Raw genomic sequence first — 1,053 nt, 5'->3', positions numbered from 1 at the left:
AATGACAATCGCAGTCGGACGCGCCCAGACCGAAAGAGGCATATTTGATGTCCTCGACGACTGGCTCAAACGCGATCGCTTCGTCTTCGTAGGCTGGTCTGGCATCCTGCTATTCCCCTGCGCCTACCTAGCCATCGGTGGCTGGTTAACAGGCACCACCTTCGTCACATCCTGGTACACCCACGGTTTGGCAAGTTCCTACCTCGAAGGAGCCAACTTCCTCACCGTAGCAGTCTCCACCCCAGCCAACAGCCTCGGACACTCCCTGCTGTTCCTGTGGGGCCCCGAAGCACAGTGGGACTTTACCCGCTGGTTCCAACTCGGTGGGCTGTGGACATTCGTAGCCCTCCACGGCGCCTTCGCACTGATCGGCTTTTGCCTGCGTCAGATAGAAATCGCCCGTTTGGTAGGCATCCGTCCCTACAACGCCCTAGCATTCACCGGCCCCATCGCCGTGTTTGTGTCGGTGTTCCTGCTTTACCCCTTGGGTCAATCAGGCTGGTTCTTCGCCCCCAGTTTCGGCGTCGCAGCAATTTTCCGCTTTTTGCTATTCCTGCAAGGCTTCCACAACTGGACGCTCAACCCCTTCCACATGATGGGCGTTGCAGGCATCTTGGGCGGTGCGCTGTTGTGCGCCATCCACGGTGCAACCGTAGAAAACACCTTGTTTGAAGACGGCGAAGGCTCAAACACCTTCCGCGCCTTCAACCCAACTCAGTCAGAAGAAACCTACTCGATGGTTACAGCCAACCGTTTTTGGTCGCAAATCTTCGGAATTGCCTTCTCCAACAAACGCTGGTTGCACTTCTTCATGCTGTTCGTACCTGTTACAGGCTTGTGGATGAGTTCCATTGGCATCGTCGGTTTAGCATTAAACCTGCGCGCCTATGACTTCGTATCACAAGAATTACGCGCTGCTGAAGATCCTGAGTTTGAAACGTTCTACACTAAGAACATTCTGCTTAATGAAGGCATTCGTGCTTGGATGGCTCCGACAGACCAACCCCACGAAAACTTCATCTTCCCTGAAGAAGTTCTGCCTCGCGGTAACGC

Annotated in this window: 1 protein-coding gene; it reads left to right on the top strand. The window is 54.6% G+C overall.

The genetic code is table 11. The features are described 5' to 3' along the window. Position 1 precedes the first annotated feature (1 nt). A partial coding sequence (psbD, locus tag QT979_RS28910; RefSeq protein ID WP_333297950.1) for a photosystem II D2 protein (photosystem q(a) protein) occupies positions 2 to 1,053 on the top strand: 1,052 nt, incomplete at its 3' end.

The sequence above is a fragment of the Microcoleus sp. w2-18bC1 genome (assembly GCF_036700365.1).
In the GTDB taxonomy this organism is placed as follows: domain Bacteria; phylum Cyanobacteriota; class Cyanobacteriia; order Cyanobacteriales; family Microcoleaceae; genus Microcoleus.
This window is presented reverse-complemented; position numbering and strand designations above follow the sequence as displayed.